A 6,990-nucleotide genomic window follows, 5' to 3' on the forward strand; every position below is an offset into this window, starting at 1 on the left:
AGCGGTGGCTCCGCGCCGGCCGCTGGGACCGGGCATACCGCACCGGATCTCGGGCTGACCTTCTGGCTGAGCCCGGCCGGCGCGGCAGGCTGACCGGCGGCTGGCTGGTGGCAGGCTGGCCGGCGCGGCTCGGGAGACCTATTCCCGGGATGAGCGCCGAGCCTGCCGGAGCACGCCGACCGGCAACAGGGCAGCCGAGACGAGGCCGGTCACAAGGGACGCGTAGGCGAACACGGCGTCACCGAGGACCCCCATACCGAGCAGCACGGCTGAGAGCAGAGCCAAGATCCCACTGACGGTAATCATATGTGCCCGGGACGTCAGCGGAGCTGAGTCCGCGCGCTCTTCGACCGGCTAGAAATCCTGTAGTCCGCTGGAGTCCCGGCGGGCCGGTTCGATGTCGGGACCGCGGACACCGCCGTTGTCGCTTCCCCGTGCCATCGCTGCTCCCGCGCCCAGCGGCGGCCCAGGCGGGAAAGCGGACGCGGCGACGGAACTCGCGGCCGGCTGCTGTGAGCCGGCGGTGATCCCGGTCGGCGGCGGCGGGGGCGCGGACCCGGTACCGGGGTTGAGCGGCGGGCGCGGGGTACCGCCCGGACCGACCGCCGGCTGCGTCGGCATACCGTCCAGATCGCGTAGCTGCATCTCCAGGTAGGCACGCAGCCGTGTGCGGTATTCACGCTCGAAGGCACGCAGCTGCTCGACCTGGCCCTCCAGCCGGCGCTTGTCGTCCTCGAGGCCACCGAGCTGCTCGGCAACGTGTGCCCGTGCCTCGCCGATGATGCGGTCGGCGTCCGCCCGGGCTTCGCGGCGCGCACGGTCAGATTCGCTGCGGGCCTCCCGCAGCGCCTCGTCCGCCGTACGCTGCGCCAGCACGAGCGTGCGGGCCACCCGCTGTTCGATCTCGGCATCCAGTTGGGAGTTGCCGGTGCGGGCCGGGGCCTGGGCCGACGCGGGCACCGCCGGCATCACCGCGGTCGCGGCCGCGGTCGCCGGCTGCGCCGCCACAGGACGCTCGCGGGCGGCCTGCGCGGCCTGCACCGCCTGTGCGGCCTGCGCCTGGGCCTGCGCCACCTGGCGCCGCGCCTCCTCCAGCTGCCGGCGCAGCTGCTGGTTCTCCTCAAGGACCTGAGCGGGTACGCCTGGGCCGCCACCGCCCACGCGGCGTGCCTCGTCGAGCTGCCGACGCAGATCGGTGTTCTCGTCCAGAAGCCTGGTGAGCTCACTCTCGACATCATCGAGAAAGGAGTCGACCTCGTCCTCGTTGTACCCGGTGCGGAACCGAGTCGGACTGAAGACCTTGTTCTGCACGTCCTGCGGTGTCAGAGCCACGTCGCCTCCTCATGATGCGGCATTGCCGCTCCCCCGGAGAGGGCGGTCCAGCGGCAGTCTGCCGTGCGCGTTCGCCGTGCGCGCGACTTGGTCACAGCCCACCCGCGAGTCTCCGCAAGACCATGATAACAATTAAGATCAATAAGAAACCAAGGTCAAATGCAACGCTGCCCACCCGCAGAAGAGGAATAAACCGCCGGACGAATCTCAACGGAGGGTCCGTGACCGTGTACACGGTCTCAAAGACTAGTACCAGAACTCCGGCTGGTCTGAAGGTGTGGTTCAGCGAGAGCACAAGATCTATCACCGCGCGCGTAATCAGCAGCAGCAGATAGACAAGCAGCAGCGCGGAGATCACGTCACCAAGTGCACTGATGGCGGACTCTCCTGTGCCTGCGGGGACCGTGGTCCGATGACGGTTGACACATGATCATGACTGATTGTAGAAGCCACCCTCACGGATGCGCCGTTTGTCGGTCTCGGTGACCTCGACGTTATGCGGCGAGAGCAGGAACACCTTGTTGGTGACCTTCTCGATCGACCCCCGCAGGCCGAACACGAGGCCCGCGGCGAAGTCGACCAGCCGCTTGGCATCGACGTCATCCATCTCAGTCAGATTCATGATAACCGGAGTCCCGTCGCGAAACTCCTCCCCGATCTGCCGTGCCTCATTGTAACTACGCGGTTGCAATGTGGTAATACGATAGGGCGACGGCTCCTCGACCGCGGACGGCCTGCGCATCGGGACTGGGCCTGTCGGCCGGAGCTGTTCGACCGGGGGGCGACGCGGCATCGCAGGCGGCTCCTCACGTGCATCAATACGACGGACCGACCGCTCCGCGGGCATGGGCTCACGGGCGTCACGCCGGTCGTCATGACCGGCGTCGTGACCGCCATCGTCGTACTCGTCCTCGAGGTAGTCTTCGTCCTCCTCGGCCAGACCGAGGTAGACCATCGCCCTGCGCGCGACACCCATGGGCGCGACTCTAAGGGACACCACGCCGTTGACCGAACAAAGCCGTCCCGATGCGAAGGTGTGTCGCGCCTTCGGCCACCGCCTCCGCAAGGTCCCCAGACATACCCGCGCTGATCACCGACGCCTCGGGATGCCCTCGCCGAAGCACGTCCGAAACCTCACGTAACCTGGCGAAGGCCGGGCGAGCCGGCGCGCCGCGGGGCGCAACCCCCATCACCCCGGCGAGAACGAGCCCCCGGCTGCCCACCACCAGATCGCCGAGGGCGGGTATGTCCGCTGGCGACGCGCCGCCTCGACCGGCGCTGGCGCTGTGCCCGTCCAGCGACACCTGCAGACAGACGACGATCTCGCGACCGTGCGCGACCGCCGCGCTGGACAGCGCCGCGACCAACGGCGCCCGGTCGACCGACTGGACCCAGTGCGCCCACTGTGTCACCGAACGGGCCTTGTTGCGCTGGAGCTGACCGACGAAATGCCAGCAGGGCGGGGACAACGGCACGGGCGCCGGGCCCGGCGGGCCGGCCTGGCGCGGTTGGCCCACCCGGCGCCCCCGTTCGATCCCCTGGCCGGTCCCCTGATCGATCCACTGGTCGGCGCCGCGCGAGCCCGACCGCGACGCGGCCGAAACCTCACCGTCAAAAAGGTGTTTCGTCACAGCTGCCGCCTTTGGGCGAGCCTCCTGCTCCCGGTTTTCCGCGAAGTCGGTGACCCCCAGCTCACGCAGCAGCACAACATCCGCCGCCGGCCAGGTCTTGCTCACCGCGACAAGGGTGAGCTCGCCGGCCGCACGCCCTGCCGCGGCCGCCGCGACGGTGATCCGGTCACGGACGTCGGCGAGGTTGAGCCGCAGTTCCGCACGCCGGCCAGCATCCGCCAGCGGTGGCCCACCAACGGCGCTCACGACTGCTCCCGCCCACGCGGTGCCGGCGGCGGTAACATCGCCGCCGGCACCGGGCCGGACCGGCCAGAGACGCTCATAGGGCCGCTACCGACACGGACAGCGGCGGACACGGACACGACCGGCCTGGGCGCGGCCAAGCGGGCCCGGGCCGGCACCGTCCCCGACTACTTGAGAAAGTCGGGGACGTCGAGCTCGTCGTCATCCTCGGCGACCGGCCGGACCGACCGCCGCGACGTCGGATAGCTCGGCCGATGGCCCTCCCGCGGCTCCCGATACGGCGGATAGCCCTCATCGGCGCCGGACTCGGCACCGTCGCGTCGAGACATGGACCCGTCGTGACCGTAGTCTCGATCGTCGGACACATCCGTCACATGCCCGGGAGCGGACGTCCGCGGCTGGCCCGGCGAGGACGGGGCAAAAGTCGGCGAGGGGCTGTAGGCCGCCGGCGAGGAATAGGTCGGCTGCGGGTTCGTCGAGGGCTGGGACGAGGGGGTGTGTGCCGCCTGCGTCGCCACGGAAACCGGCCGCGGCTGCGGCGTGGACGCCGCGAAGACCGGCGGTGATCCGACCGTCGCCGGCGGGGCGGACGGCGTGGTGGCGGACGGCGCCACGGTCGCGCCGGGCGTGACGGCAGGCGCCCCACCGGCTCCGGCGGGGCCCGGACCGGTGGCCCCGGGCCCGGCCGGCTGACCGTTACCGGGCCGTCGGGTGCTTGCCAGGCCACGAGTCCGGCGGTCCTGGACGGTGTCGAAGCCCGCGGCGATGACCGTCACCCGGACCTCGTCGCCGAGCGCGTCGTCGATGACCGCGCCAAAAATAATGTTCGCTTCGGGATGGGCCGCGTCCGCCACCAGCTCGGCCGCGGCATTGATCTCGAACAGGCCAAGATCGGATCCGCCCGAGATGTTCAGCAGCACCCCTTGGGCGCCGTCCATGCTCGCCTCCAGGAGAGGCGAGGCGATGGCCTGTTCGGCCGCGACAATGGCGCGGTCGTCTCCGCGGGCACGCCCGATACCCATCAACGCGCTGCCCGCATGCGACATGACGGTCTTGACATCGGCGAAGTCGAGGTTGATCAGACCCGGGGTGGTAATGAGATCGGTAATGCCCTGAACACCGGAGAGCAGGACCTGGTCCGCGCTGCGGAACGCGTCCAGCACACTGATGTCACGATCCGTCATCGCCAACAGCCGGTCGTTCGGAATGACGATGAGCGTGTCAACTTCATTACGCAGGGCGTCGATTCCAGAATCCGCCTGGGTTGCCCTGCGGCGCCCTTCGAACGTGAACGGGCGGGTGACGACACCGATGGTCAACGCGCCGAGCGACCGGGCGACGTTGGCCACCACCGGCGCGCCGCCGGTGCCGGTACCACCGCCTTCCCCCGCGGTCACGAACACCATGTCGGCGCCCTTGAGGACCTCTTCGATCTCCTCGCGATGATCTTCGGCAGCCTGGCGACCGACCTCCGGGTCGGCGCCCGCGCCGAGCCCTCGGGTGAGCTCCCGGCCGACGTCGAGCTTGACGTCGGCGTCGCTCATCAGCAGGGCTTGGGCGTCGGTATTGATCGCGATGAACTCGACACCCTTGAGCCCAACCTCGATCATGCGGTTGACGGCATTGACGCCGCCACCGCCAATCCCGACGACCTTGATCACCGCCAGGTAGTTCTGAGGAGCTGCCATGCGGTGTCGGTCCTCCAGCGGCATCGGTGGGCGGACGGGGGACATGCCCCAGCCGCCCGGTGCAGCGGGGAAGGCGGCGCCGAGTGGATGGAGCGGGGAACGGCTGATGAGCTTCAACCTTCACCGTCAGCTAGACGGTTAATGTTATGTCAACTTCCAACCGTGGACCGGACAGTAGGGACGCGCAGCGCGGGGGTCAAGGACGCACCCGGCGCGTCACCCGGAACCTTTGCGTCCATCGGGTCACATCATTGCGCACCCGGGAAACGATCGCCTCCCATCCCGCAAACCGAGTACTATGCCGCGCCACCCGCCACCCCCTGACGCGTCTCAGCCTCGGGAGGTGACCACCCTTTCGAACGGAAAGATCTCGCATCCGACACGAACCACAAACGACGGCCGCGCAATGACCAGACTATGACCGCAACCACACTATGACCACAAGCACGGTATGACCACAACCACGATATGACCGCAAGCACGATATGACCGCGCTCGGCCGGCCCTCGATGCCAGCCTGCTCCACCTCCGCGCATCGGCCTGGCCAGGTCCGGCAGCCCGACCACCCGGACGCCGCTCCCTGATCGAACGCCCTCCCGCCAGCGCCTCCACGGCGGTGGTTCTCACCTGTCCGGCCTGCCATCCAGCGCCGCGAGCAGGCGCGGACCGATCTCGGTGATTGTTCCAGCGCCGAGCGTCAGCAGCAGGACGCCGTCCGGCGCGGCTGGCAGGCTCACCGACAGATCGGTCACCAGCCGATCGGTGAGTCCCGCCCACGGAACGTAGTACGTCGTCTCCGGGACGAAAATCTTCTTGGCCAGGTCACTGGCGTGCAGGCCCAGGGTGTCGTGCTCGCGGGCGGCGTAGATATCGGTGACGTACACCCGGTCGGCATCGATGAACGCGGCGGCGAAGTCATCCATCAGGGCGGCCAGCCGGCTGAACGTGTGCGGCTGGACGACAGCCCACACCTGGCGCGACTGGGCCCGCTGGCGGGCCGCCGCCAGCGTCACCAGGATCTCGGTCGGGTGATGGGCATAGTCATCAACGATCTCCAACGGGCCGCGGCGGTCAGTAGGCGCGGCCGTGCCGACCCGTTGGAACCGCCGGGCCGCCCCGGTGTAGGTCGCCAGCGTCGCAAGCGTGTCGGGCACGGCAAGGCCCAGCTCGGTGGCCACGGCAAGTACCGCGAGAGCGTTGAGGACGGTGTGGGTGCCCGGCAACGCGAGGTCGAGCGTCCCAGCCTCCTCGCCGCGGTGGCGCACTGTTGCCCGGACGCCGCCGCCCGGCGTCGCCCGCGGATCAACCGCCCGCCAGGCGCGGCCCGCGTCCAGACCGTAGTCGACGACACGCGCGTGGCCGTGCGGCAAGGCCGCAAGCACCATCCGGACACCTGGATGATCACCACAGGCGACGAGCGTCCCCCCCGCGCGGACCCGCAGGGCGAACGCGGTGAAGGCCGCGCGCACGGCCGCCTCATCGGGGAACACATCGGGATGCTCCCACTCGACGTTGGTGATCACCGCGAGAACGGGGTCGAGGTTCGCGAACGCCCCGCCGTACTCGTCAGCCTCCAGGACGAACACCCGGCCGGCGCCCACCAGCGCGTTACCGCCGAGCTGAGCGACCTCGGCACCGATGACCGCCGTCGGGTCGAGGCCCGCGGCCCGCAGCACGAGGCTGAGCATGGCGGACGTGGTGGTCTTGCCGTGCGAGCCGGCGACCGCAAGCAGGTCGTAGCCAGCGGTCAGCTCGGGCAGCCAGTCGCCGCGGCGGCGGACGGGAATCCCAGCGCGCCGGGCAGCCAGCAGCTCGGGATGATCGTCGGGGAACGCGCTGGAGGCGACCACCACGTCCACCCCGACCAGTTCCGCGGCCAGCTCGCCGGGGTCCGTGACAGCCCCCACCCGCACCTGTGCGCCAGCGGCACGCAGCGCGTCCAGACGAGGAGCGTCCTGGGCGTCACTGCCGCTGACCGCGCCGCCACGGGCAAGATGGACATGGGCGAGCGCGGACAGCCCCGCCCCCGCGATACCGAGGAATCGGACATGCTGAGAGTTCTCGCGGTTCACAGCAGGCAGTGAACACCACAGCCC

7 protein-coding genes are annotated in these 6,990 nt (G+C 69.7%); all 7 read right to left on the bottom strand.

Going from position 1 to position 6,990, the window contains the following annotated elements; genetic code table 11:
- Positions 1 to 138: 138 nt before the first annotated feature.
- The 7 genes from MJ783_RS18920 to murC all read right to left on the bottom strand — a co-directional run bounded on the left by MJ783_RS18920 (position 139) and on the right by murC (position 6,987).
- Complete coding sequence (locus tag MJ783_RS18920; RefSeq protein WP_239312189.1) at positions 139 to 306, bottom strand: hypothetical protein; 168 nt, start codon at positions 304 to 306, stop codon at positions 139 to 141.
- A gap of 48 nt (positions 307 to 354) precedes the next feature.
- Positions 355 to 1,332 carry a DivIVA domain-containing protein gene (locus MJ783_RS18925; protein WP_239312191.1) on the bottom strand — a complete coding sequence of 326 codons (978 nt, stop codon included), beginning with the start codon at positions 1,330 to 1,332 and terminating at the stop codon, positions 355 to 357.
- A gap of 91 nt (positions 1,333 to 1,423) precedes the next feature.
- The gene (locus MJ783_RS18930; protein ID WP_239312197.1) at positions 1,424 to 1,678 is read right to left on the bottom strand and encodes a YggT family protein; all 255 of its coding nucleotides are present in this window, start codon (positions 1,676 to 1,678) and stop codon (positions 1,424 to 1,426) included.
- An 84-nt stretch (positions 1,679 to 1,762) separates the two neighbouring features.
- Positions 1,763 to 2,308, bottom strand: coding sequence for a cell division protein SepF (locus MJ783_RS18935; RefSeq protein ID WP_239312200.1), 546 nt, complete (start codon positions 2,306 to 2,308; stop codon positions 1,763 to 1,765).
- Positions 2,309 to 2,318: 10 nt separating this feature from the next.
- Positions 2,319 to 3,209, bottom strand: a complete 891-nt coding sequence (locus MJ783_RS18940; protein WP_239312193.1) for a YggS family pyridoxal phosphate enzyme — start codon at positions 3,207 to 3,209, stop codon at positions 2,319 to 2,321.
- A gap of 164 nt (positions 3,210 to 3,373) precedes the next feature.
- Positions 3,374 to 4,894, bottom strand: coding sequence for a cell division protein FtsZ (ftsZ, locus tag MJ783_RS18945; RefSeq protein WP_239312195.1), 1,521 nt, complete (start codon positions 4,892 to 4,894; stop codon positions 3,374 to 3,376).
- Positions 4,895 to 5,517: 623 nt separating this feature from the next.
- On the bottom strand, positions 5,518 to 6,987 hold the full coding sequence (murC, locus tag MJ783_RS18950) for a UDP-N-acetylmuramate--L-alanine ligase (RefSeq protein ID WP_239312203.1): 1,470 nt from the start codon (positions 6,985 to 6,987) through the stop codon (positions 5,518 to 5,520).
- Positions 6,988 to 6,990 lie beyond the last annotated feature (3 nt).

Origin of the sequence: Protofrankia sp. Cj3 (assembly GCF_917627355.1) — a bacterium.
Lineage (GTDB): Bacteria > Actinomycetota > Actinomycetes > Frankiales > Frankiaceae > Protofrankia.

Excerpts from the sequence above, each read along its gene's own strand:
- MJ783_RS18920 (WP_239312189.1), bottom strand. The coding sequence starts at position 306 with ATGATTACCGTCAGTGGGATCTTGGCTCTGCTCTCAGCCGTGCTGCTC.
- MJ783_RS18935 (WP_239312200.1), bottom strand. The coding sequence starts at position 2,308 with ATGGGTGTCGCGCGCAGGGCGATGGTCTACCTCGGTCTGGCCGAGGAG.
- ftsZ (WP_239312195.1), bottom strand. The coding sequence starts at position 4,894 with ATGGCAGCTCCTCAGAACTACCTGGCGGTGATCAAGGTCGTCGGGATT.